The following is a 23525-nucleotide window of genomic DNA, read 5'->3' on the forward strand; positions in this document are numbered from 1 at the left end:
AACGGTAGTTTTGCGAAGAATGAAAAAGTCTCTCCTCTTCCTTTTCGCTGCCCTGACACTGGCCTCTTGTTCCGAGGAAATCGACCTGACCGCCGACTACAAGGAAACCATGGTCCTCTACGGCTTATTGGATCCCAACGCGACCAATCAATACGTTCGGATTTCCAAGGCCTTCCTGGGCGAAGGGAATACACTTCAAATGGCCCAGCAGTCCGATTCCATCAACTATGCCAATGTGCTGGATGTTCGATTGGAACGGTTGTCCAATGGCGTGGTGGTCAATACCTATCCGATGACGCGTATTGATACGATCCCGAAGGAGAACGGGGTCTTCGCGGCACCCTATCAGGTGATCTATACGACCAACCAGCGGATACTGACCGATGGTTCGCTTTATCGCATCGTTGCGCGCAATACGGAAACCGGCGTGGAAGCCAGCTCGACCACACGGATCGTTGGCAGCATGCAGGTGTTCAATCCATCTCCCACTGTCCCGGTAGTTGATTTCTCCGCCTTTGGTGAAACAAGGCCGCGCATCAAGGGTGGTGACAATGGGCGATTGTTCGGCCTCATCATGCGCTTTCGTTATATCGAAATAGATTCGTTGGGCGCAGTCACCCGTCATACGGCAGACTGGTTATTCCCGGACCAATTGGCAACCCAAACGGGTGAGCAGGTGGAATTCGTTTACCAGCGTCAGGACTTTTACCGGATCATAGGCTCGCAGATACCGGTGAAGGCCGGCGTCACCCGTAAACTCGATACCCTGACGGTTGGGCTGGGTGCCATTGAGTTCCGTTTTTATTCCGCTACGGAAGACGTCTATACCTACCAGCAATTGGTTAATCCGGCCAATACGGGCGTCGTTCAGGACCGGCCGAGTTTTACGACGGTTGAGAACGGCCTGGGCTTGTTCAGCAGCCGTTTGTTACAGCAGGAGTACCGTAACCTCACGGCCAATTCCCTCGCGGCATTCGATACGAGTGCCTATACGCGCGATTTGAATTTCAGCTTTTAATGCCGCTTTGTCAGGTCATTTTTGACCTAAAAAGCGCCATTTATTCCAGTTCTGCCACTTTTTCGCCAGATTTTTGACTGGCACTATGATTGACTTTCGGGGAGCGCATTACGCACCACATCCTGAAAATCCAATCATCATGAGAAAAGTAATAGGCATTGACCTGGGTACCACCAACTCCTGTGTGGCTGTCATGGAAGGCAACGAGCCGATCGTAATTCCAAACAGCGAAGGGCGCCGGACCACCCCGTCAGTCGTCGCATTCCTCGACAATGGCGAGCGTAAGGTCGGTGATCCCGCCAAACGTCAGGCCATCACCAATCCGCGCAACACCGTTTATTCGATCAAACGTTTCATGGGAGAGACCTTTGACCGGACTACCAAAGAGAAGGAACGTGTTCCCTATGATGTCGTAAAGGGCGATAACAATACCCCGCGCGTCAAGATCACGGACCGACTGTATACACCGCAGGAGATCTCGGCGATCGTACTGCAGAAAATGAAAAAGACGGCGGAAGACTACCTCGGTTACGAGGTGTCCGAAGCGGTCATCACGGTACCCGCGTATTTCAACGATGCGCAACGTCAGGCAACCAAAGAGGCTGGTGAGATCGCCGGATTGAAGGTGCTCCGCATCATCAACGAGCCGACCGCGGCTTCTCTGGCTTATGGCCTCGACAAGCAGGCGAAGGATGAAAAGATCGCCGTCTTCGATTTGGGCGGTGGAACGTTCGATATCTCGATCCTCGAACTGGGTGACGGTGTGTTCGAAGTGAAATCCACCAATGGCGATACCCACCTGGGAGGCGACGATTTCGATCAGAAGATCATCGACTGGCTCGCCGACGAATTCAAAAACGACGAAGGGATCGACCTGCGCAAGGATCCGATGGCGCTCCAGCGCCTGAAGGAAGCTGCGGAAAAGGCCAAGATCGAATTGTCGAGCTCCGCGCAGACGGAGATCAACCTTCCTTACATCATGCCGGTCGACGGTATTCCGAAGCACCTGGTGAAGACCCTTTCGCGCGCCAAGTTCGAGCAACTGTGCGATGACCTGATTCAGCGTACGCTGGCCCCCTGCAAAAAGGCGTTGGAAGATGCCGGCTTGCAGCCATCCCAGATTGATGAGGTCATTCTGGTAGGGGGCTCCACCCGTATCCCGGCCATTCAGCAGATCGTCGAAAAGTTCTTCGGAAAGCAACCGCACAAAGGTGTCAACCCCGATGAGGTGGTCGCGATCGGCGCAGCCATCCAGGGCGCTGTACTCACCGGTGAAGTGAAAGACGTATTGCTCCTGGACGTGACCCCACTGTCGCTCGGTATCGAAACGATGGGCGGTGTGATGACCAAATTGATCGAGTCGAATACGACCATTCCGACCAAGAAAAGCGAAGTCTTCTCAACGGCTTCCGATAATCAACCGTCTGTAGAGATCCACATCCTGCAGGGCGAGCGTCCGATGGCCCGCGACAACCGCACCATCGGCAGGTTCCACCTTGACAGCATTCCTCCGGCTCCCCGCGGTGTTCCGCAGATCGAAGTGACCTTCGATATTGATGCCAACGGCATCCTGCATGTAACCGCAAAAGATAAAGCCACCGGCAAATCGCAGAACATCCGGATCGAAGCTTCTTCCGGTCTCACCGACGATGAGATCAAGAAGATGAAAGCGGAAGCGGAAGCTAACGCGGATGCCGACCGTAAGGTGAAGGAAGAAACGGAGAAAGTCAATCAGGCCGACTCGCTGATCTTCCAGACAGAAAAGCAGCTCAAGGAATACGGCGACAAACTCTCCTCTGGTAACCGCGAAAACATCCAGCGCGCACTCAGTGAACTGAAGGATGCGCACAAGGAACGCGACCTCGGTAAGATCGACACCGCTTTGGCCAACCTCAATAACGCATGGCAGGCTGCCTCTGAAGAGATGTACAAAGCCAGTCAGCAGCAAGGAGCTCCCGGAGCTGACCAGGCAGCCGGCGGACAAGGTAAAGCCGATGGTGAAGTCACCGACGTTGATTTTGAAGAGGTGAAGGACGAGAAGAAGTAATCGACCGATCCGATTTTTCCGAAATGGCCGACCAGGCGTACCTGGCCGGCCATTTTTTTATGCTCTTCGTCATGTCGATCAAGTGGATTCACAGCTACCTTTAATGCCTTATGATGGCCCGAAGTGGTTTCCATTTGATCGTATTTTGGCTGTGTCTCACCGGCAGCTTGTTGGCTCAGCCCGCTGCTCCTTTCGCGCGTTACATAGGATCGCCGGGTAATTACCCTCCGGAATACCGGATCCAATCCGGCCCTGACGGCTATTTCCTGCTGCACAATTTCGTCGATTCCACCTTGTTCGTTCCGCAACTGTCAAAGGTCCGAAACAATGGTGCTGCCGAATGGAGCCGCGATATCGCCCTTTCGGGTGTAGTGTCGCCGAGGGCCAGATTGCTCCTGGCTGATACGACCGGTATGCTGATGGCCGGAACTCTTCAGCAAAATGGTTACAAGACATTTGTTACCCGGTTGGATACTTCCGGTGGTCTGCTGTCGAATCTGGTTATAGACTTCGGTGGTTACAACGAACCGGTCGTTCTTCGGAGAGGTAGGGCAAGTTGTCTGATAGCCGGATATCGGGATTTTCCGGATGGACTTGGTCGCTTCACCTTTGATATGACTATGCTGCGGTTGGATTCGAATGATCAGGTAGTACGTGCTTCGGCCAGTGGAAACGATTCAACTGATTTTACCCTGACTGCAGCAGCCATCTTGCGTGATGGTCGTACAATCTCGGTCGGCGAGGTGGGGAACCGGGCAATGGCACGCTTCCAAAGTCAACTGGCATGGTGGTCGGATCGAGACAGCCTGCTTCGGATGTTGCAGGTGGATGACGGGAGTTTTTACACACGCTTGCGTCCAGTGGAAATCATCCTCTCCGGTGATTCCGCCCTCTTCGTTGCTGCTTCCGGAAGTACGATTGCCGGAAACGAACACGAAGTGGTGGTGTTTAAATTGGATACTGCCGGCCAAATGATCTGGTCGAGACGTTATTATCAGATTGCCTATGACCTGGAGGTCCGAACCATGGCGACCGATCGGTTCGGGCGGATTTGTCTCACCGGCAACTGTTACCGTACGGTAAATGACAACGGGACATTCCTCTTACGGCTGGATCAGGATGGCAATGTGTTGGATGGGGCCTTGTTCAAGGCGCCGGTCTTCACCTTCGGCGGCAACGCGACAACCGACCTTTTGATCGAGCAGGATGGCAGCTGGACGTACCCGGTCTATTATTATGCCGGGAATCTCTATACCCCCGCATTGGTGCATTCCGATACCAGCTTACTGAGCGTATGCGCTGATCTGAATGAACAATTCGTTTTTGCGATGGCCGGGGCGAATCTGATGTTGCTTCACATGACACCGCCGGATCAGGAATTTTTGTCGGTTGCGCCCGATACACTCGGCATCAGTTTTACAAACCGAAGCGTTCACGAGGGTGATTTATGTCTCGCTGTAACGATCGAAAACGATTCCTATACGAATGGCGCGGTGATCAAGGTGTATCCTAATCCGGCCAGTGACCGTGTCTTTTTATCGGGCTTATCGGGTGATCTCGAACTGAGCATCCTCGATGTATCGGGTCGCGCAGTTTATTCAACCCATCAGATCCGTTATGAAGAGGGTGATCCGATCAGATTACCGGAGTTGACTCCGGGTCTTTTTCTGCTAAGGGTTCGCCACGAGGAAGGCAGTTACATCCACCGGTTGTTGATCAGGTAAGGACCTGCCTCACGTTTGCAGCGTCTCCGCCCGGCGTGATTTTCTGTAGCGGTAGATCGTGTGCAATACGACCGTCAGCAGAATGATGACAGCGCCGAAATAAAATCCGCTGTTGAGAATCTTACCTTCATTCGCGAAGAGTACGGCCAGAATGATACCATAGACCGGTTCCAGGTTAAGCGCGAGCGCCATGGTATAGGCCGACACTTTTCGAAGCGCTTTGAGCGAAAGAATCCAGGTCCAGACCGTGCACACCAAGGCCAATATCAAGAGGTAAATCCAGTCCGTCAGCGTCGGAATGAACTGATGCGTTGGTTGTACCAATACGTATACCGGTAATAGCAGCGTCAGAAAGCTGAAACCGGATCCCAATTCAATGAAGCTGATGATCGTAGGGTCATAACGTGACGCGATGCGCCGGTTAAAGACACTAAAAGTTGCGCTGAGCAGAGCGCTGATCAGGCCGACCAGGATACCTGCCGAAGCGGATGCGTCGGACCGGTAGATCGTAAAGATCCCGGTCAGGGCCATGGCGGAAAACAGGATCTCGACATGATCGAATCGCTGCCGGTTGACAAGTGGTTCAATAAACGACGAGAACAGCGCGATGGAAGAAAGGCAGATCATCGCTACTGAAATACTGGAAAGCTTGATCGAGCCGTAAAAGGTCAGCCAATGCAACATCACCAGGATGCCGATACCCGAAATGTTCATCCATTCGGACCGATTCAGTTTCGGCCATCCTTTTCCCGGTAGGACAATGAGCGAAAAGCTGATCCAGCTCAGGAGGATCCGGTACCACACCAGCATGCCTTCATTCAACTGGATCAATTTTCCGAGCAGGCCCGTAAACCCCCATATAAAGATCGCCAGGTGCATCTGGAAGTAAGCGCGCTTCATCGGGACGAGGGTGATGCTGGAAGATTAAGGGTTTAAGCGGTGGGGTCAGGGGAGAAATCGGTCAAGCTCCCGGTATAGTTCAAAAATCGGCAAACCCATCACGTTAAAGTAACTCCCATCGATCGATGAAATGATCGGTACATGTTTGTCGGGATCGGCAGCAAGCGATTCTTCAAAGAGCCGGGGTTTGCCAAGATGATCGAGAAATGCACGTTCTTCTGTTGAACAGGGATTCATGTTTTTCGGAAGACATTCCTGCGCTCCGTAGGCCCCGGCTTTGTCGTAGGGTTGATATTCATCGATGTAGGTTTCGATTTCCGAACTGGAAAGCGGTCGGAAGGTTACGGTCGTTTCTACACTAAAACAATACCGCTTCCCAAGCAGGCTCAGGCATACGCCGGTAAACACCTGGTGCCGGTTACCTTGCAGCCGGTCGAGGATGCGAACCGCATCAGCACGATCGACCGGCTTACCGAGAACATGTCCGTCCTGCCAGACGATCGTATCAGCTGTCAGCAATAATTGACCGGCAGCCAGAGCCTCGTCAAAAGCCATGGCTTTGAACTCGGCCAGGTGAAGGGCTACTTCGGCTCCTTGCAGGTGTCCGGGCGGGACTTCCGGAACGTCCTTTCGGAGGACTTGGATGGGCCATCCGATCCCTTCCAGGAGTTGCCGCCTGCGAGGAGATCCTGAGCCCAACAGCAGTTCTGTATAGCTGGTTAACAGGCGTTTGTGAACACTCCGGGGATCCATATGGCGAAAGTACGAATACGGATCTTCAACCCGCTTCATGCGGCTCACCCTGCGTGAAAAATGTATCTTTGGTTCCGGGCACTCGCTGCGAATTCGTGTTCAACCGTCTGCTTTTCGTTCTGCTGTTATTGCCGCTTGCTACCGCGGCCCAGGATACGCTTGTCATTCGGCTCCTGGAGGATTCCCTGCAACGGGAACGGAATGATAGTCTCCGGATCAAATACCTGAACGACATTTCCTGGCAATACCATTCGTCCGATATCGAGCGGGCAATCAGTTATGCCGATCGTGCAGGCGTCCTGGCACATAAATCCGGTAACCAATGGGGAATCGCGAAATCCTACATTCTCCACGGAGTTTATTTTACCATCCAGGGGCAATACGATTCCGCCATCGCCAACTATGAACGATGTCTGGCATTGCGCCGGTCGCTCGGGGATTCCGCAGGGGTAGCTGCTACGTATCATGATATCGGCAGTGTCCACCTGTTTCGCGGCGATTATGGCCCTGCCTTGGACTTCTTACTGCGGTCATTGCGGCTGGAGCAAACCTATGGTACGCCGCAGAACGTAGCGGAAGGTTTCGTCAATGTCGGCAACGTCTATATGGCCATGAAGCGCTATGATGACGCGCTGACGAATTATTACCAGTACCTGAAGATCATTACGCCGCAAGGCGATGACGTGGCCATGGTGGAGGTGTTGAACAATATCGGGAATGCCTTATTGGTCAAGGAGCGGATAAAGGAAGCCGACTCGTCTTTTCAAGTGGCTATCGAACTCGCTCGAACGAAAGGAAGTCTTGACGGCGAAGCCATGAGCCTCAGCGGAATGGCCAGTGTGCAGTACAAGCGAAAAAACTACACGGCCGCTGAATCTTTGCAGCTTCGCGCCATTCGGATATGGGAAACCTTGGGCAATCCGGCGTCCATGGCGGAGGGATGGAACTTGCTGTCCGAACTGTATTTCACGAACGGACAATTGCGCGAGAGTATACACGCTGCGGACAGCGCATTGGCGCTCGCAGAAGAGATTGAATCGAAGAAACAGATGCGGGATGCCTACGGTCATCTCGCCGATGGTTATGCCGGTTTGAAGATGCACGAGAAAGCGTTCGAGTACCTGGGAAGTTACGTGCGCTATCAGGATAGTCTTCAGGATGAGGACCTGAATGAACGCATCGCGGAAATGCAAACGCGTTTCGATACCGAGCGGAAGGAGGCGGAAAACAGGTTGTTGCAACAGGATAATCGGATCAAAGACCTTCAGTTGGCACGGAGTACCACGGTGCGCTGGATATTGGTCGGTGCATTGTTCGTCGGTTGGGTGATCGCCTATTTGTTGTACAGTCGCTTCAAACAACGGCAGCAATTGCGTATGCGGGAGGCGCTGCTGGAGGAACGCGAGCAGCGTACGCGTGCGGTGGTGGAAGCTGAGGAGCACGAACGCGTCAGGATCGCCCGTGAATTGCACGACGGCGTAGGGCAGCTGCTTGCGGCTGCTCGTTTGAATATTTCCCGACTTGAATCCTCCGGGAGTCATGAAGCACTTCAAACCGGATTGCAATTGTTGGACGAATCAGCACGGGAAGTCAGGTCGATTTCACATGCCATGATGCCGTCGGCCCTTTCCTCCAAGGGGCTTGTAGAGGCGATCACCGGTTTTGTACAAAAGATCTCCAAAGGTGGCCTGCATGGAAGTGTCGATGCATCAGCTATGGAAGGCCGATTGACGAGCGAGCAGGAAGCGATTCTCTTCCGGGTGATCCAGGAATTGATCGGAAACATTCTGCGCCATGCGAAAGCCACCGTCTTTTCGGTCCAGTTCGTCCGGCATGAGCATACGCTTAGTATCCTCGTGGAAGACGACGGCCGGGGTATGCCAGGAGACATGGCCGGGAATGCTGAAGGCATTGGAATGAAAAATGTCCGCACCCGTGTGCACTATCTTGGTGGCGAGGTTTATTGGGATAGCCAGACAGGGAAGGGGACAACCGTCAATATTGAAATTCCACTGGGTAATGGATAGGATCATACGAGTGTTTCTGGTGGATGATCACCAGGTCCTGCTGGAGGGTATCCGTTCGCTGCTGATGCAGGCGCCCGGCATTGAAGTGGCAGGCATTGCTGTTTCCGCTAATGCTGCCCTGGAAGCGTTCCAATCCTCGCAACCCGATGTGTTGCTGACAGACGTTCAATTACCCGGAATGGACGGCGCGGCCCTGACCAGGGAGGTGAAGCGCTTGTACCCATCGGTCATGGTTTGCGCCCTCAGCATGTCAGGCGACCGTGAGACGATTGGAAAACTGCTGGATGCCGGAGCAACCGGATATATCCTCAAGAATACCGGACAGGAAGAACTGCTTCAGGCGATCCGGACGGTAGCCCGGGGTGAGTTGTATTTTTCCGACGAGGTGTCTGCCGAAATGATGCGCGCCCTCGCCTCGCGTAAAGAGCAGCCCGTCGCACCTCAACCAGTACTGACCTCACGGGAAATTGAGATTGTCCGCCTGATCGCAAAGGAATTTTCAAACGCCCGGATCGCGGAAGCACTGTTCATCTCTGAACGGACGGTGGAAACCCATCGGAAGAACATTTTCCGAAAGACCGGAACCAAGTCGGTCGTCGGCTTGCTCAAGTTCGCGATGGAGCAGAATTTACTTTGATATTTTACTGATTTCAACATTATCCGGCCGCTATCCGTGCTGGTGGGTATGCGATTTACCCGGAGGACGGGATTGATAGGACCTGTTCGCAGATACATTTTTGCAACGGGAAATATCAGTTGTCTATGAATCGTATCTTCTTGATGGTGCTTTGTTGTACCCTGTTTTTTGCGGGGCTTTATGCTCAGCCGATAGCAGACCCTAAATTGATCGAGCAGCGTGTGCACGCGGAGTTGGACGCCTGGCAACAGGACCCGGCTCAATTGTCGTTCGTAGCCCGACATTTTCCGGAGGTGCGTGGAACGGTGGTCGCCGACATCACCCTTTCCGGAAAGGGACGCATCGAGACCTTTTTTCTAAGCGAGACGGATATCAAGGAACCCCGCTTCCTGGAGTACCTGCAGAAGCAGGTGAAGAAACACAAATTAAAGACGGTATTGCACAAGGGCGCTCGACAGAAAGTGCGTCACCGCTTTGTCTGGAATTAACCCCTAACACAAATACGTACGAAAATGAAAAAGCAATTACTCGCGCTGGTCACAGTCGCGCTGCTCGGAACGGGATATGTCCGCGCTCAAGACGATGAATTCCCGCAAGTATGGGAAGCAGAATTCACCAATAAGGCCAAAGTGCTCTCGGTCGTGAATTCCGACGGATCCATGATCGTCGGATCCGACGAAAATGAAGTCAGTGTACTCGATGGTCAAGGGAAACAACTTTGGTATAGCCGGTTCAAGGACCTGACCGACAAGGAAGGTGTGAAGAACGGAGAGCTTCAGAATATCTACTTTGATGCCGGCATGCTTTTTCTGTTTGAAAAGAAAATGGGAAAGGACAAACTGACGGTCGTTGATATCAAGGCAGGAAAAGCCTTGTGGACGACTGATCGTTATTCGGATCTCACGGAGGATAACATCGAATACATCCCGCAGTTGGGCGCATTCTTCTTTTCATTGAAGAATACTACGGTCCTGGTGGATGCCAAGACAGGCCAGCAGCGCTGGGAAACCGACAAGTTCAAAGGCTCGGTCGGGGCCTTCCTCTATGACGATTCGCGCAATGAGTTGCTGATGATCAATTACAAGCCCTCTCAGCTGGCTGCCTTGTTCAGCGGATTCAAGAACCAGTTGATACGCATCAATGCCGCCAACGGGGAAGTAAAGTGGAGCACGAGTTTCTTTGGCTTCGTGGAACGAAAGGTCCTGACGCGTGAAGCTTTGGCCAGCCTCACCCTGAAAGGCGGCAAGGTATTCCTGGAGCTGGACGGTATCCAGGTGTTTGATCACGAGACGGGTCAAATGCTCTGGAGCGCGGTCTATGAATCCGACGAGGAAACGCGAAGGGGTCTTTTCAACCGAGGCCCCCATGGCGGACGGGTGATCAAAGGTGGTATCTACGGCGCAATTGCCGAGCCATTGTATACCAACGACGGTGTATATGTTGTGCTGGGTAGCGGAAAGCTCCGCACCAAGTTCATCGCCAAGTACGATCTGGAGTCCGGTAAGAAACTCTGGGAATCAGAAAAGATCACCGGTGCCGGCGCTATGCCCAATCTGCACCTGGAAGATGGCCGCCTGGTGGCACAGATCGGCGGTATTGTGAATAAGCAAACGATCGAAAACAAGGTGGAGACCGGTCCTAACGGCACTGTTACGACCATCTACTACAACAACGAGTGGGACTTCATGGGCGGATACGGCATTATCGCCCTTGATCCGGCTTCTGGAGCCAAGGTTTGGCGGTCCGAGAAATTCGACAAACGCATCACCGACCTCGTCTTCGGGGACGGAATGGTCTTCGCGGGTTCGGGGGACGAATTCTACGGGTTTGATGTGAAATCGGGCGAGATGAAGATTAACGTCGATCACTCCAAGGGTGCAGTTGGGAAATCCATGTGGGCCTTCGATAACGGTGAAAGTGTCGCATTGGTTTGTGATAAGGGTCTTGCTGCCTACAACAAGAAAGACGGTGCAAAGCTCTATACGACCGATAAATTCCGGGGTGTCAGTGCATACCACCACGTAGGCGGTAATTTCTTTCTTCGTCGCGACAACGGTAGCAGTAACACCATTTGCGCGGTGGATCTAAAAACCGGCGTAATCAAAGGCGAGGTCAAATCGAAAGGCAAGGGTGGTGGCGGACAGTATGGCGATGGAATCGACATTACAACCGACGGAGAATACATTTTCACATTCAAAGGGAAAGATGTCCAAAAATTGAAAGTCAACAAGTAAGAGGATTCTCCCGGGAATGGCCTCATTCCCGGGAGTCATTTTTTGATCATGAGCCACCATCCATTCATCTTCTTTTTTCTTCTTGTTCTGGGCTTGTTTAGAACGGCAGATGGCGCCCAGGTGCAGTATGCATCGGTCATGCAGGAGTATTCCTCTTCTGTGGGAAACAAGCAGTTCGGCCCCCTCCAGGTGTTGGGAAAACCCGATGCCATGCCCCAGGGAGGGAAGAGCCCCTGCGCCTGGATGTCAAGGCTGGCGAATTCGGGAAAGGAGTATCTGGAAGTTTCCTTTGATTCCCTGCAAGTGGTGCGTCAGGTCGCCGTATTCGAGAATTTGAATCCTGGCGGCGTTGTAGCAGTGTCCCTCATCGACGAACAGGGAAAGACGAACCGCATCTACAAAGGACCGGCGGCTGCAACGAGTGAGAAGTCCCGCGTTTTTCGCGTCTTTAATTCAGATGACACCAGGCAATATAAGCGTGTCCGCGTCGACTTCGATTTTTCAAAATTCGGAGGACAGAAGCAGATTGATGCGATCGCGATCTCCGACTCGGAGGAACCGATCCAAGCCGAGATCCATGAGTTGAAAGACCTGGCATGGGCAAGCGGCCCTGAGAACCTGGGGAGAAAGGTTAATTCAGCTTTTTCCGATGTGAATCCCGTGATCTCACCGGATGGCCGGACACTGTACTTCACACGAAAGGATCACCCGGACAACATCAACGGCTCCGACGAGAATGATGATATCTGGTATTCCGAGATCGATGAAAAGGGGAATTGGGGCCCGGCAACGAATATGGATGAACCGTTGAATAACGCTTCCAATAATTTTGTGGAATCAGTTACGCCCGACGGAAATACGCTCTTGTTGGGTAATCACTATTTCCGGACTTCCGAAGAAGCGGATGGACAGGAATTGAATGGCGTTTCGTTCGCTTATCGGGCCCTGGATGGCTGGTCGTTTCCCAGGAATATCCGGATCGAAAATTATCGGAACTACGACCAGTATGTCAATTATTTTTTGTCCAATGACGGTCGGGCATTGTTGATGGGCATTGAACACGATGATACGGAAGGCGCGGCCGATCTGTATGTTAGTTTCCTGCAAGCCGACAGTTCGTGGTCGGCTCCGGTGAATCTGGGTCACGTTATCAATTCGGCTGGCTCGGAAGGGACTCCGTTTCTGGCGGCCGACGGCGTTTCGCTCTACTATACCAGTGATGGATTTGCGGGCTACGGAAGTAGCGATATGTACATGTCGAAGCGACTCGACAATTCCTGGAAGAATTGGTCGGAACCGGTGAATCTTGGAGGGCGACTGAATACTGCCGGCTGGGATGCCTACTTCACACTTCCGGCATCCGGCGAGTACGCCTATTTCGTCAGTTCGGAAAATTCATTGGGTGCAACGGATGTTTTCCGGATCCGTCTTCCCAAGCAAATGAAGCCGGAACCGGTTGTTCTGGTCTCGGGAAGAGTATTGGACGCAAAGTCAAATGCGCCCCTTGAGGCGACCATTCGGTATGAGCGGCTGCCGGAAGGCGCTTCCGCCGGTCTCGCGCGGAGTGAACCGAAAGATGGTCAATACCGGATCGTGCTGCCCCGAGGCGCGCGCTTTGGATTCAGAGCCGAGGCGGCGGGTTATTTTCCAGTCAGCGCCTTTATTAACCTTGATTCATTGTTGGATTACCAGGAGCTTTCACGCGACTTGTCACTTGTGCCCATGGAGGTTGGTCAGGTGGTACGGTTGAACAACATTTTCTTTGATTTCGGAAAGGCCACCTTGCAACCGGAATCCGAACCCGAACTCAGGCGAGTGGTCGAGTTCATGCGCGCAAATTCGGGCATGCGGATCGAAGTCGATGGTCATACCGATGATGTGGGGGCTGATGCGGCCAACCTCCAATTATCGAAGGAAAGAGCCGCTTCTGTTATCAGGTTCCTGATTGAAAACGGAGTAGAGGCGTCCCGCTTGCTTTCGGAGGGATATGGTGAAACCCGTCCCATTGCCGGAAATGACAGCGAGGAAGGACGCAGTCTGAACCGGCGGGTGGAATTCAAGATATTGAAATTGTGACGGTGAAGAAAAGCATGGATAAAGTGAGCAATGCTGCGCTTAAGGTTCCAGTCGGAAGAAAAGCGGTAGTGTCAGTCAGGCGCAAGCCGATTATCCTGGAACGGCCCTCACTTTTTCATGGGTTAAAATCTGCGCAAGCGTTTAACAGGAACGACGGCATGCTTTGAGTCATACGGCCCCGAAGGTCAATTTATTGCAACTGATAACTCCCCCCTGACCGGAGGGGCCGTTCCTTACTTCAGGAAGTAGAAGTAGAAAGGAATCATGCTGAGAATTCCGATGGCGAGGTACGCCTTGGCGAAAACACTGGTGTAATGAAAGTCGCTCTTTTCTTTTGCAGTCAACACCAGATAGAGCAAGCCCGCCAGCGGAATAAGAAAGATGCCTTCCAGTTTGAAGAGGCTGACCACGGTGTTGTCGTTAAAGAAGTGATAGAGGAGATAGGCGATCACTCCGCCGGTTACAAGGATCAGTCCGGTCGCGATTATTCGTGTTGTCGGTAGTCCGTAACGTACAGGAATGCTGTCGCAACCACCCTGGCGATCGCCTTCTAGATCTTCCGCATCCTTTAAAATCTCCCGGACGATGCTGATCAGAAATGCAAACAGCGCGTAGACCAACACGTAGATGATGTTTCGATAGAATTCCGGTTCATATAATGCGACGGTCAGGGGAACCAGTGCCGATAAGAACGCGATGAGGATGTTCCCGATAATGAATTTCCGCTTGTATTGGCTGGCATACATGTAAAGGGAGTAAGCGCAAAATACCTGGATCAAGCCGAGGCCCGGCCGACCGATGCGCAACGCTACGAGGAAGCCGGTCAGACACCCGAATACCGAAAGTGTCATAAACAGTTTGCGGGCAAGTTCCGGACTGATCCTGGACCCTATCGGATTCGTACCCGGCCGGTTCTTTTCGTCAATGTATCGGTCGTAGACGTCATTGATCACATTGCCGCCCGCTGCAATCAAGACCGTCGAGAAGACGAGAAGGCAGAACGTCCACTTGTCTAAGTGCGCAGGGAATTCACCCGTTACATTCTTTTCCGTCTGGAAGGCCGGAAGAATCAGACAATAACGGACCAGAAACTGCGTCAAGGCGATGAGCAGCAGGTTGAGGGGTCGGATGAGCCGGAGGAAATGAAACATGGGTTCAGGCGTTCAGTCCGGGCCAGTTTCCGTGCAAACGCATGACTTGTTCGATCACATCACGCACACAACCGCGTCCTCCGGCCAAGGGCGAAATGTACAAGCTGATTGCCCGAATCTCGGGTGCGGCATCCGCAGGACAACATCGTACGCCCACAATCCGCATCACGTCAAGATCCGGAAGGTCGTCGCCCATATACAACACTTCGGTTGCATTCAAATCGTGCGCTTTCAGGAATTCATTAAGAATGGATGGTTTGTCCTTCACGCCAAGGTGCACCTCGGTGATGCCAAGATTGTTCAGACGGGTACGAACGCTCTCGGATTTTCCTCCGGAGATCACGCAGATCGGATAACCGGCATGGATGGCCGCATGCAAAGCATAACCGTCCCGGATATTCATCATGCGATGCAATTCGTCCTGGAGAACGACCAGCATTCCGTCGGTCATGACCCCATCCACATCGAACACGAATGCTTTTACTCCGGACAAAAGTTCCTTGAAATTCATGCGACCGAAGATAGCGATTTCGACATTTACCTTTTTACAGCGGCGATGCCATTGCTCATCAAACGGTAAAGTGACCTGAGCCGGGGATCGGAAGCGAGCAAGCTTAAATGCTTTTGCATTGTCTTACGATCACCTCTCCGTGCAGGCCCTGTTTGAGCTGCTAAAGGGTGCAGTGCAATGGCTTTTTCTGTCGTCTCACGAATGAGGGGATAAAGCAAGCGGAAGGGCAGTCGATGTCGTTGCAGGAGGGAGGATGACAAATAAAGCAGGTGGTTCGTGAAATTATTGGAAATGACCGCAGCCAGGTGTAACCATTGACGTTGCTCAGACGAGACAGCTACTACTTCTTCGGAAATGGATTTCCCCAGCAGGTTCAGTTTTCGGCGTAGCTGCGGGCTGCGCGCTTCGATCAGGATCGGAATGTGTCGCATTCGAAGTGGCCGATCGGTGGAAAAGCTCTGAAGCGGATAGAAGACCCCGGCATTCGGAAATTTTCGCCCGAATACCGAGAGCGGAACGTTTCCGGCTGTATGGACAATCAGCTGTTTCGTGGCGGGGATTGATTTCAATATTGCCGGAATCGCGTCATCCGGCACAGCAAGGAGAATGATATCGGCAGATGTGTCAAGTTCCCGGATATCCTTGAGGTGATTCGATCCAAGCTTTCGGGCAAGACTCCTGGCCCGGTGCATTCCTTTTCCGTGTACCTGAACGATCCTATGGCCGGCTTTCTTTAAGGCGAGAGCGAGCTGTTGCCCGACGTTTCCGGCGCCGATCAGAACGATGTTCATGTTATTGTGATTCGGAAGATTGGTTCACTCGGATCCGGTGACGTACTGCCAGCACGGTTCCCAGGATCATCATCAGACATCCGATCCACAGGATGTTGATACCCGGGAAAATGATCGCCTTCATGATCACAAAATCGCGCTTGTTGCTTTTCTTCTCCCGAACGAGCAATTCGATCTTTCCGGTGTTGGGGTCGATCTTGTTGAAGTCGAACTGCAGCCCGAGTTCGTCCACCGAAGCAGGTTTCGTATACATCGACATGTCCCGGATCAAAAAGATCGGCTCCGGCGTATAGGTTCGCTTGTTGATGTCCTGCACAATCAGCTTGGCGCCAACCGCGATGTCATGTTCATGCAAATGCTCGGTCTCGGAAGCGGGTTGCTTATCGAGTGCTTCCAGGATGACGAACGAATTGCTGGTAAAGACCGTATCGCCGATCGCCATCATATGCGATTTCGGAGCCTGGTAATCCGAGGTGTCGCCCGAACCTTTTTTCTCTAATTCGGCATAGGTGATGTGCGTGTAAATATCGCGCGTCAGGAAATGCTTGGTGGCGGGTTCTGCCACATTTCCCATGCGCTCATTCAACTGGACGAACGGGCGCAATTCGAAAGCCTGTTGCTTCTGACCGGTTTCATCTTGTGTAAAATAGCCGATCTTATAATAAACGTGAATGCCTTCCTGTTCCTTGCCAGTATAGGTGACATAATAAGGCCCCATCGGTAAAGTGTCCAGGCCCTGTTCCAACATGATGTTCTCGCGGTTGGGAAAATCCTTACCGAGGTCGATGTTCTTCAGGTTTTGTGAGATCACCTGCTTCTTTCCGTTCGAGATCAATGCGCCACAGAGGATCAATCCTATGCCGATGTGCGCGATGGAGGCGCCTGCGTTCCGGAATTTCCCCTTCAGCACCCGGATGAAATAATCGAGGTTGGCCGTCACCGCGAAGAGTGAAGCGAACAGAAGGGCATAATAGTGGTAACGGAAGGATCCCAGCGCCAATACGAGCAGGACCGTTAGGATGGAAGCCGTCAAGAGGGAAAGACTGATCTTGTTCAACCAGGTTTTCCAGTCGCTTTGCTTGTAGCGGAAATATTGGGCGACCGCAATCAGCAGACTGAGCAGGATCGCCACAGGTACTTGCCAGCGGTTGTAATGATCGATCGGGTCGGCCGGAGGAGCCAGCTTGGTTCCGAACAATTTATTGATGACCGGTGTCGAGGTGGTAAAGGTGATCTGAAGGGAACCGATGACGAGTACCAGCATGCCGATGAACATCCAGAATTCCCGTGAAGAGAAATGCTCCTCATCCGGTCCCAAGGGTATTCCTTTGCGGTTTCTGAATAAGAGAAAGGCAGCCAGCACAACGAAGAACAACATGTACACCAAAAGCTGTCCGGACATTCCGAGGTCGGTAAACGCGTGGACGGAGGAATTCCCCAGGATACCGGAACGTGTCAGAAAGGTAGAGTAGAGGATAAAGAAGAATGTAACGACTGCCAGGATGTAGTTCGACCATAAGGCGCGACCACGATGCTTGTAGATCAACATCACATGCCCCAGGCCGGTGAGCGTCATCCAGGGAACCAGGGAGGCGTTTTCAACCGGATCCCAGGCCCAGAAGCCGCCGAAACTAAGCGACTCATAAGCCCACGCAGCACCCATCAGGATACCGGTACCCAGGATCATGATGCTGAAAAAGGTCCACGGCAGTGCAGGACGGATCCATTGATCGTATTGTTTGCGCAGGAGGCCACCGATGGCATAGGCGAACGGGACGATGGTGGTCGCAAAACCGAGGAAAAGGGTAGGAGGATGAATCGTCATCCAGTAATTCTGGAGCAGCGGGTTCAAGCCGCGGCCGTCTTTTAGCCGTTGCAGGTAATCGGGAAAACGAATGAAAGGCAATTGGGCGAAATCCGGGTGCTCTCTTAGCAAGGTGAAAGGATTACTGCCGAGCTTATAGCCAAATACAATAACCCCCAGTATCATTGAAGCAAGGAACACCTGCGCAAGCGATACGATGAACATGACCGAATTCTCCCAAACCCCGCTTCTTCTGATCAGGATCAGGCCCAGCATGACATGCCAGAAGGTCCATAATAGAAAACTGCCTTCCTGCCCTTCCCATAGACAGGAAAGGATGTACCGCATCGGCATTTGGGTATTGCTGTGTTCCCAAACGTAATAGTATTCGAATCGATGTTGTGTGATGAGGAAGAGCAGGAGAACGATGATTCCGATCACCGAGCCTGCGTGCACGAGGAAGGCTCGTCGCCCAAGGCTTTTCCAGCTATCGTCCCCGGATTTGTGACCATACCAATACGCGGTCGCAGCCAACAGCGAAGCGGTAAAGGATAGTATGACGAACAGGTTGCCGATCCAACCCCACCAAAGCTGTTCGCCGATATAAGATATCTCCATAGAAGTTGCGTTCGACGGTCGTGTCTGTCAGCTGATATCAGACACCGTCGGTTTGGGCGCCTTTCATCTCAGGGCTGCCGTTGTTGTATTTCGAAGGACATTTCATCAATACATCGGATGCCGCGAATTCGTCTCCGTTCATCTTTCCGATCACAACGATTTGTTCCGACTTGTCGAAGTCCTGTGGACGTGCTTTATGTAAGATCACTTTTCGCTCTTGCCCGTCGTTATCGACCAGAAAAAAGGTGAACAAGTCGGCATTAGCCTGTGGGTTGTATTCCTGCGGTTTCTCCTTCGCTAACTTCCCGACAACATGGTAGGTCTTGTTGGGATGATCCGCGGCAATACTGAAGGAAGCATACGTGCTCGAGTCCGCTACGGTACTCAGGATAGCGGCAATGGCCACCGCGATAATGACGATGGCGATGATATGGGATTTTTTCATGGGGACAGCCCGAAATCCGCAGCGGGATTCCGAACTGCAAAATTAGCGATAAAAAGGTATAGAGTGTGAGGGCGTAACCTATTGAAAACTAGCTCTTTTTATTCTCCAGGCGGCGTAGTTTCCGGTCTATGCCGATAAGGTAAATGAACAGCCCAAGAAAAATGACTGCCAGTACGGCAATTACGACATTGATTTTTCCATTGGATCGCCAGGTGTCGGCCATGTCGATCTCGGAAGTTGACTGTGCCAGTAAGGTGTAACTGCTTAGCAGGAAAAGTAGCAGGACGGACAGTTGGCGTTTCATCGTGTAAGGTCGGTTGAGCGGGTGGAGACGAAGTTAAGGTTTTTGGATTATCAAGCTGGCTCTGGCAGGTGTTCCATCTGATCCTACCAGCCATACCTGATAGATGCCTGCTGTGAGTGAGGTGAGCGGCAGGGTGGAGTCAATTGAATCGAGTGTTCCTTGAAGGCTGCTTCGCCCTACCTGATCGAAGATGTGATAGCTGCAGGGGAATTTCAAGAGGCCGGGTTCCCGTATGCTGAGTTGTTGAGTAGCCGGCTGTGGATAAAAGGAAAGTGTCTCAAGCGACGTGTTCGTCTGACCGATGTTGGTGAAAGTGTAGCAAGCCGAATCAGTTGTCCAGTTCGGTTGCACCGCCGTCAATTGGCTGTAGTACGCGGTAGGAACTGTCGTGTTGCTTACAGGTGAAAGGTTGATCGCGATCGGGGTAACGGTAGAATCGTGTTCGTTCAAAGCAGTCTCCAGGCAACCACTGATGCCGGATGCATCGGTTGCGATCGTCAGGGCATTCCAGGGGTAGGCAGCGGAAATGCGCCGGCTGCCACCCAGTAATACTCCGCCATCGGCTTGTTGCAACATTGACCCGAAGCGCTGATCGCGGCTGGTGCTGAATGCGTATGAATTGAACCACTCGGTGAGCAGGTTGCCGCTGAATTTTACCAGGAACAGCCAGGGATTCAAGGTCCCGGGCCGAAGTACTTCACCACCGATCAGAAATCCTCCATCCGGTGTGCCCGTCATGCCCAGCGCCGTTTCATTGAGTTGATAGGTCCCGAAACTGAGTTGGTAAATTCGGGCGAAGGAAGGAGTTCCGTTTACATCCGTGCGGAGCAGCAATACATCTTCTCCGGTAGGTCCGCCTTTTCCTGCCAACTGGTAGCTGCCATTGTCAGCCTGGACAAGCGAATAGGCGGCATCGTAGATCCCGGTTGCGTAGCGCGTGAACCAGTAATAATTCCCGGAGGTGTCCAGCTTGCTCAGAAACGCCCCGCTACTGCCATTGGCGTCTTCCGTAGTTCCGGCAATGGCGTACTGATCGTCGCTCGTTCGGATCATCGAATTGCCTGATTCACGCGCCGAGGAACCGATAGATTGTGACCAGAGCAGATTGCCATCCTCGTTACCGCGAATGACCAACATATCCTCGTAGCGGGCAGTGGAGTCGGTCAACACCGTGCCTCCGGCTATGAAGCCCCCGTCGGCCACGGGTAGCAGGCTCGACAAATCACAGCGTAGCCCGATTGAATATCGCCGGTTCCAAAGCATGTTCCCTGCGGTATCCGTACGTATCAATAACAGTTCGGATGTGTTGGCGTTACCGGAATGTACGCTCGCGGCAAACAGGTAGCCTTGATCCCCGTAGGAGCAACCGTCAGTAACATACAATAAGGTATCGGTCAGTTGATAGGAAACTGACCAGACGTAGTTGCGGAATTCATCGTATTTGACAAGATCGAGGTACCCGGTATTCCCCAGGGCTGAATGCCCGGCCAACACGCTGCCCTGGTCCGGTGCCGCTAACAGTATACTTCCCATCGAACCGTTATCGTGTGTACGGGTCGCCTGGAATTGTAAGGGTTGGGATTGGGCGGATAAGTGAAAGAGCAGTGATAGCAAGGTCAGGAAGAAAAGACGTCTCATGTGCTGGTAGTTCATAGTTCTTCCTTTTCACGGATCAGTCGCTTCATGCGAATGCGAACTTCCGTAATCCAGGCCATGAGCAATCCCCATCCTAGTACGGCCGGGTAGAAGATGGTCCGCATGCGTGAATCCAGATCATAGGAACTGAAGCCGGGATTCCCTCCGTTGCCGGGATGCAGGGAATCGGTCATGCGCGGCAGAATCATGATGAAGACGATCATCAGCGAAAAGGCGAAGATGCTGTAAACGGCTGTGATCCTCGCGCGCTTATGCTCATCTTCCATCGAGCCGCGCAGGATGAGATAAGCGAAGTAAACCAACATCGTAGCGGCCGCGCCGTTCAACTTGGCGTCGTTTACCCACCAGGCTCCCCAGGTGTTGCGGGCCCAGATGCTGCCGGTGATCAGGCCCAGTATGCCGACAACCACACCGGTCCGGACACACTCGTCGGCGCGAAGGTCGTCATCAAGATTCCCTTTGCGCAAATAACGGATGCCGAAGATGAGTGCGGCCATCATCAAGCCCATCATCGAAAACCACATGGTCACATGATAGAACAGGTTGCGGATCGTTTCATGCAGGATGGCAAGTCGGGGAACCGGGATGAGCATTCCTCCGACGATCGCGTAGAGTACGAGCAGCAGGGAAAGCCATTTCCACCAGGCGAGTCCGGCAATCTTCATGAGTTGTGGTGTTGATTGGGTTGGTAGTTCACTCTTTCCAAAGATAGGGAAACAGCAGGTATGCGAGGGTGACGACCAGCAGGTTCAAGGCGGCCAGCAGGATGATGTAGTGCGTGCTGACCGACCACGCCAGTCCATCCATGGCGTTCTTCGAAAAACGAATGGTCGTGATCAGAAGCGGGATGAGGATCGGAAAGCCCAGGATGGCAACAAGTGTCGTGTTATTGCCCGCTTTTGAAGCGATGGCGGAAACCATTGACAGAACCGCCGCGAATCCCAGGCTGCCTAGCAGGACGGCAATGGTAAACTGCAAGATGTCCTGAACCGGATTGCCGATGAAAAGCGAGTAACATGCCAGGTTGATGACCGACAAGAGGAACATCAATCCGAGGTTGTAAATCGTCTTGGAAAGGATGACCGCTCGTGGATCGGCCAGCGTGTAATAGTAGAGCATACGACCGCGCGATTCCTGCAGGAAACTCTTTGCAATGGCATTGACCGCGGCAAAAACCTGGATGATCCAGAATAATGCGTTCCAGGTCGGCAGGTCAATGACCTGGCGAAAGGACAAATAAACGATGAATACGGTCGCGATCACATAGAGCAGGATGCCGCCCAGCGCGTACCGTTGCTTCCATTCGAGCCTGACTTCTTTCGCGATCAGCGCGGTGAGTTGTCGCTTCATGCAGGGATCTCCCAGGAACTGTGCATGTCCGGAATTTCAATGTTCCCGAAACCCGCAGCTTCCAGTTTTTGCCGCCAATCGTGTTGTACATCGTAATCACCGTGTACCAGAAATGTATGCTTCACCTTTCGGCTTTCGATGCACGACAGGTACTGCAACATTTCTTCATAATCCGCGTGAGCGGAGTAGGCGTTCAGTTGTTCGACACGGGCGTTGACCGAATAGGGTTTGCCGAAGATCCGAACTTCCTTTGCGCCGGCACCCAGGCGGCCACCCAGACTGTCAGGCGTGCAATAACCGACCAGGAGAATGGTGTTTTGCGCGGATTCGATCGTATTCCGGATGTGATGCTTGATCCTTCCTGCTTCCGCCATTCCGGATGCTGAAAGAATGATCATGGGCTCCTTCATCTCGTTCAACTTCATGGAGTCTTCGGCGCGCTGTATGTAATGCAACTGATCGAATCCGAACGGATCGGGATCGTTCTGTAGCAATTTGCGAAGTTCGTTGTTGAAGCATTCCATGTGCGCCCGCATGATAACGGTCGCATTGACCGACAAGGGGCTGTCGACGTAAACCGGGATGGGCGGCAGGAGGCCGGCATTGTGCAGATTATTCAGTGCATAGACCAATTCCTGTGTTCTTCCCAGACTAAAAGCCGGGATCACCAATTTCCCGCTTCGCTGGATACAGGTCTCAAGAACGATTTCCAGCAACCGCTTTTGAGAGATCTCCCGGTCTTCGTGCTTCCGGTTTCCATAGGTCGATTCGCAGATCAGTACGTCCGGTTGTGGAAATGGGGAAGGCGTACGAAGTAGCAGGTCGTCCGGACGTCCGATATCACCTGTGAAACACAGGCGGGTGACTTTATCTTTCTCCCGAATGATCAGGTTTACCGCCGCTGAACCCAGGATATGTCCTGAATCGGTGAAGCGAAGTTCCAGCCCGTCATCCACTTTGTAGGTCTTCTCGTAGGGGACCGTACAAAACTGCTGCATGACCGCCTCAACATGTTCCATCCGGTAGATCGGCTTCACTCCGGGAAGTCCGTTCTGTTTTCGTTTCCGGTTGATATAAACGGAGTCGTACTCCTGAATATGTGCCGTATCCGCCAGCATGATGGCACAGAGATCCCTCGTAGCGGGCGTGCAGTAAATATTGCCTTCATACCCTTCCTTGGCCAACAAAGGCAGAAGGCCGGAATGGTCAATGTGCGCATGGGAAAGAATGACGTGGGATAGCTCTTTCGGATCGAATCCCAGATGCCGGTTGAGGGGGTCCGTGTCGGCACCATGTCCCTGGAACATGCCACAATCCAACAGGATCTTCCGACCGTCCTCCAATTCCAGCAGGTGTTTAGAGCCGGTCACTGTTCTGGCAGCACCGTGAAAAGTGATCTTCATGGATTTCAATTGGTGCATCGAAATTACGAAGAATTAGGCCGGGGAAGGGGAATATCCCCATTTACTACATTTGAAC

The 23525-nt window shown here is 52.6% G+C and carries 20 protein-coding genes; 8 read left to right on the plus strand and 12 right to left on the minus strand.

The window, feature by feature from the left end:
• Positions 1-19: 19 nt before the first annotated feature.
• From IPJ96_07010 to IPJ96_07020, 3 genes are all read left to right on the plus strand, one after another.
• Entirely contained in the window at positions 20-1018 is a 999-nt protein-coding gene (locus tag IPJ96_07010) for a DUF4249 family protein (GenBank protein MBK7910098.1), read from the plus strand.
• 139 nt (positions 1019-1157) lie between these two features.
• Positions 1158-3065, plus strand: a complete 1908-nt coding sequence (gene dnaK, locus IPJ96_07015) for a molecular chaperone DnaK (GenBank protein MBK7910099.1) — start codon at positions 1158-1160, stop codon at positions 3063-3065.
• Between the two features lie 110 nt (positions 3066-3175).
• Positions 3176-4789 (plus strand): T9SS type A sorting domain-containing protein, encoded by a 1614-nt coding sequence (locus tag IPJ96_07020; protein MBK7910100.1) that lies wholly within the window; start codon positions 3176-3178, stop codon positions 4787-4789.
• Between the two features lie 9 nt (positions 4790-4798).
• On the opposite strand, the gene IPJ96_07025 is transcribed toward IPJ96_07020, so the two are convergent.
• Positions 4799-5689, minus strand: a complete 891-nt coding sequence (locus IPJ96_07025) for an EamA family transporter (protein MBK7910101.1) — start codon at positions 5687-5689, stop codon at positions 4799-4801.
• A gap of 45 nt (positions 5690-5734) precedes the next feature.
• Entirely contained in the window at positions 5735-6442 is a 708-nt protein-coding gene (locus IPJ96_07030; GenBank protein MBK7910102.1) for a Maf family protein, read from the minus strand.
• Between the two features lie 53 nt (positions 6443-6495).
• Here IPJ96_07030 and IPJ96_07035 point away from each other — a divergent pair, with 53 nt between their 5' ends.
• From IPJ96_07035 to IPJ96_07055, 5 genes are all read left to right on the plus strand, one after another.
• Positions 6496-8469 carry a sensor histidine kinase gene (locus IPJ96_07035; protein MBK7910103.1) on the plus strand — a complete coding sequence of 658 codons (1974 nt, stop codon included), beginning with the start codon at positions 6496-6498 and terminating at the stop codon, positions 8467-8469.
• Positions 8462-9106 (plus strand): response regulator transcription factor, encoded by a 645-nt coding sequence (locus tag IPJ96_07040; GenBank protein MBK7910104.1) that lies wholly within the window; start codon positions 8462-8464, stop codon positions 9104-9106. The genes IPJ96_07035 and IPJ96_07040 overlap by 8 nt, the downstream gene beginning before the upstream one ends.
• A gap of 125 nt (positions 9107-9231) precedes the next feature.
• Positions 9232-9594, plus strand: a complete 363-nt coding sequence (locus IPJ96_07045; GenBank protein MBK7910105.1) for a hypothetical protein — start codon at positions 9232-9234, stop codon at positions 9592-9594.
• Between the two features lie 24 nt (positions 9595-9618).
• A complete protein-coding gene (locus IPJ96_07050; GenBank protein MBK7910106.1) occupies positions 9619-11340 on the plus strand; it encodes a PQQ-binding-like beta-propeller repeat protein in 1722 nt (573 codons plus the stop codon).
• Positions 11341-11388: 48 nt separating this feature from the next.
• The gene (locus tag IPJ96_07055) at positions 11389-13416 is read left to right on the plus strand and encodes an OmpA family protein (protein ID MBK7910107.1); all 2028 of its coding nucleotides are present in this window, start codon (positions 11389-11391) and stop codon (positions 13414-13416) included.
• Positions 13417-13649: 233 nt separating this feature from the next.
• On the opposite strand, the gene IPJ96_07060 is transcribed toward IPJ96_07055, so the two are convergent.
• From IPJ96_07060 to IPJ96_07105, 10 genes are all read right to left on the minus strand, one after another.
• Positions 13650-14567 (minus strand): geranylgeranylglycerol-phosphate geranylgeranyltransferase, encoded by a 918-nt coding sequence (locus tag IPJ96_07060; GenBank protein MBK7910108.1) that lies wholly within the window; start codon positions 14565-14567, stop codon positions 13650-13652.
• Positions 14568-14571: 4 nt separating this feature from the next.
• Complete coding sequence (locus tag IPJ96_07065) at positions 14572-15078, minus strand: 3-deoxy-D-manno-octulosonate 8-phosphate phosphatase (GenBank protein ID MBK7910109.1); 507 nt, start codon at positions 15076-15078, stop codon at positions 14572-14574.
• Between the two features lie 26 nt (positions 15079-15104).
• Positions 15105-15869 carry a DUF2520 domain-containing protein gene (locus IPJ96_07070; protein MBK7910110.1) on the minus strand — a complete coding sequence of 255 codons (765 nt, stop codon included), beginning with the start codon at positions 15867-15869 and terminating at the stop codon, positions 15105-15107.
• Between the two features lies 1 nt (position 15870).
• Positions 15871-18291, minus strand: coding sequence for a cytochrome c biogenesis protein CcsA (ccsA, locus tag IPJ96_07075; protein ID MBK7910111.1), 2421 nt, complete (start codon positions 18289-18291; stop codon positions 15871-15873).
• A 37-nt stretch (positions 18292-18328) separates the two neighbouring features.
• Positions 18329-18736 carry a cytochrome c maturation protein CcmE gene (locus tag IPJ96_07080; protein ID MBK7910112.1) on the minus strand — a complete coding sequence of 136 codons (408 nt, stop codon included), beginning with the start codon at positions 18734-18736 and terminating at the stop codon, positions 18329-18331.
• An 88-nt stretch (positions 18737-18824) separates the two neighbouring features.
• Positions 18825-19040 carry a CcmD family protein gene (locus IPJ96_07085; protein MBK7910113.1) on the minus strand — a complete coding sequence of 72 codons (216 nt, stop codon included), beginning with the start codon at positions 19038-19040 and terminating at the stop codon, positions 18825-18827.
• Between the two features lie 33 nt (positions 19041-19073).
• Positions 19074-20678, minus strand: a complete 1605-nt coding sequence (locus IPJ96_07090) for a hypothetical protein (GenBank protein MBK7910114.1) — start codon at positions 20676-20678, stop codon at positions 19074-19076.
• A gap of 11 nt (positions 20679-20689) precedes the next feature.
• Positions 20690-21361 (minus strand): cytochrome c biogenesis protein CcsA, encoded by a 672-nt coding sequence (gene ccsA / locus IPJ96_07095; GenBank protein MBK7910115.1) that lies wholly within the window; start codon positions 21359-21361, stop codon positions 20690-20692.
• Positions 21362-21389: 28 nt separating this feature from the next.
• Complete coding sequence (locus IPJ96_07100; GenBank protein ID MBK7910116.1) at positions 21390-22046, minus strand: heme exporter protein CcmB; 657 nt, start codon at positions 22044-22046, stop codon at positions 21390-21392.
• Positions 22043-23449: an MBL fold metallo-hydrolase gene (locus tag IPJ96_07105; GenBank protein MBK7910117.1), complete on the minus strand. Its 1407-nt coding sequence runs from the start codon at positions 23447-23449 to the stop codon at positions 22043-22045. Before IPJ96_07105 ends, IPJ96_07100 begins: the two co-directional genes overlap by 4 nt.
• Between the last annotated feature and the right edge of the window lie 76 nt (positions 23450-23525).

The sequence above is a fragment of the Bacteroidota bacterium genome, from assembly GCA_016713765.1.
GTDB classification, from domain to species: Bacteria; Bacteroidota; Bacteroidia; order AKYH767-A; family 2013-40CM-41-45; genus Pollutiaquabacter; species Pollutiaquabacter aromativorans.

What these genes read in the sequence shown, in the direction of transcription:
- IPJ96_07070 (MBK7910110.1), bottom strand. Translation starts at nt 15,869, where the DNA reads ATGAACATCGTTCTGATCGGCGCCGGAAACGTCGGGCAACAGCTCGCT.
- IPJ96_07055 (MBK7910107.1), top strand. Translation starts at nt 11,389, where the DNA reads ATGAGCCACCATCCATTCATCTTCTTTTTTCTTCTTGTTCTGGGCTTG.
- ccsA (MBK7910115.1), bottom strand. Translation starts at nt 21,361, where the DNA reads ATGAAGATTGCCGGACTCGCCTGGTGGAAATGGCTTTCCCTGCTGCTC.
- IPJ96_07020 (MBK7910100.1), top strand. Translation starts at nt 3,176, where the DNA reads ATGATGGCCCGAAGTGGTTTCCATTTGATCGTATTTTGGCTGTGTCTC.
- IPJ96_07060 (MBK7910108.1), bottom strand. Translation starts at nt 14,567, where the DNA reads ATGTTTCATTTCCTCCGGCTCATCCGACCCCTCAACCTGCTGCTCATC.
- IPJ96_07040 (MBK7910104.1), top strand. Translation starts at nt 8,462, where the DNA reads ATGGATAGGATCATACGAGTGTTTCTGGTGGATGATCACCAGGTCCTG.
- IPJ96_07010 (MBK7910098.1), top strand. Translation starts at nt 20, where the DNA reads ATGAAAAAGTCTCTCCTCTTCCTTTTCGCTGCCCTGACACTGGCCTCT.
- IPJ96_07100 (MBK7910116.1), bottom strand. Translation starts at nt 22,046, where the DNA reads ATGAAGCGACAACTCACCGCGCTGATCGCGAAAGAAGTCAGGCTCGAA.
- dnaK (MBK7910099.1), top strand. Translation starts at nt 1,158, where the DNA reads ATGAGAAAAGTAATAGGCATTGACCTGGGTACCACCAACTCCTGTGTG.
- IPJ96_07045 (MBK7910105.1), top strand. Translation starts at nt 9,232, where the DNA reads ATGAATCGTATCTTCTTGATGGTGCTTTGTTGTACCCTGTTTTTTGCG.
- IPJ96_07090 (MBK7910114.1), bottom strand. Translation starts at nt 20,678, where the DNA reads ATGAGACGTCTTTTCTTCCTGACCTTGCTATCACTGCTCTTTCACTTA.
- ccsA (MBK7910111.1), bottom strand. Translation starts at nt 18,291, where the DNA reads ATGGAGATATCTTATATCGGCGAACAGCTTTGGTGGGGTTGGATCGGC.
- IPJ96_07105 (MBK7910117.1), bottom strand. Translation starts at nt 23,449, where the DNA reads ATGAAGATCACTTTTCACGGTGCTGCCAGAACAGTGACCGGCTCTAAA.
- IPJ96_07080 (MBK7910112.1), bottom strand. Translation starts at nt 18,736, where the DNA reads ATGAAAAAATCCCATATCATCGCCATCGTCATTATCGCGGTGGCCATT.
- IPJ96_07030 (MBK7910102.1), bottom strand. Translation starts at nt 6,442, where the DNA reads ATGGATCCCCGGAGTGTTCACAAACGCCTGTTAACCAGCTATACAGAA.
- IPJ96_07025 (MBK7910101.1), bottom strand. Translation starts at nt 5,689, where the DNA reads ATGAAGCGCGCTTACTTCCAGATGCACCTGGCGATCTTTATATGGGGG.
- IPJ96_07050 (MBK7910106.1), top strand. Translation starts at nt 9,619, where the DNA reads ATGAAAAAGCAATTACTCGCGCTGGTCACAGTCGCGCTGCTCGGAACG.
- IPJ96_07065 (MBK7910109.1), bottom strand. Translation starts at nt 15,078, where the DNA reads ATGAATTTCAAGGAACTTTTGTCCGGAGTAAAAGCATTCGTGTTCGAT.
- IPJ96_07085 (MBK7910113.1), bottom strand. Translation starts at nt 19,040, where the DNA reads ATGAAACGCCAACTGTCCGTCCTGCTACTTTTCCTGCTAAGCAGTTAC.